The 282-nt window shown below is 68.8% G+C and carries 1 protein-coding gene; it reads left to right on the top strand.

Translation table 11 applies throughout. The features are described from left to right. Window positions 1-282: UbiA family prenyltransferase (locus EN874_RS33315; RefSeq protein WP_189396768.1), on the top strand; the 282-nt coding region annotated here is incomplete at both ends.

Genomic DNA, 282 nt, shown 5'->3' with positions numbered 1-282 from the left:
GAGCGGCCATTGGGTCTACCGGGTGCTGCCGCGCTGGCTGTGGCCCTATGCGCAGCTTGCGCGCTGGGACAGGCCGATCGGCTGGCAATTGCTGCTCTGGCCCTGCTGGTGGTCGGCCGCCCTTGCGGCGAGCGCCTATCCGCGCCCGACGGACCCGCTGCTGACGCTATTGCCGGCGCCCTGGTACCTGTTGCTGTTCTTCATCGGCGCCGTCGCCATGCGCGGCGCCGGCTGCACCTATAACGACATTGCCGACGAGGACATCGACAACCAGGTCGAGCG

Source organism: Mesorhizobium sp. M1D.F.Ca.ET.231.01.1.1 (assembly GCF_003999155.2).
Classification (GTDB): Bacteria; Pseudomonadota; Alphaproteobacteria; order Rhizobiales; family Rhizobiaceae; genus Mesorhizobium.
This window is presented reverse-complemented; position numbering and strand designations above follow the sequence as displayed.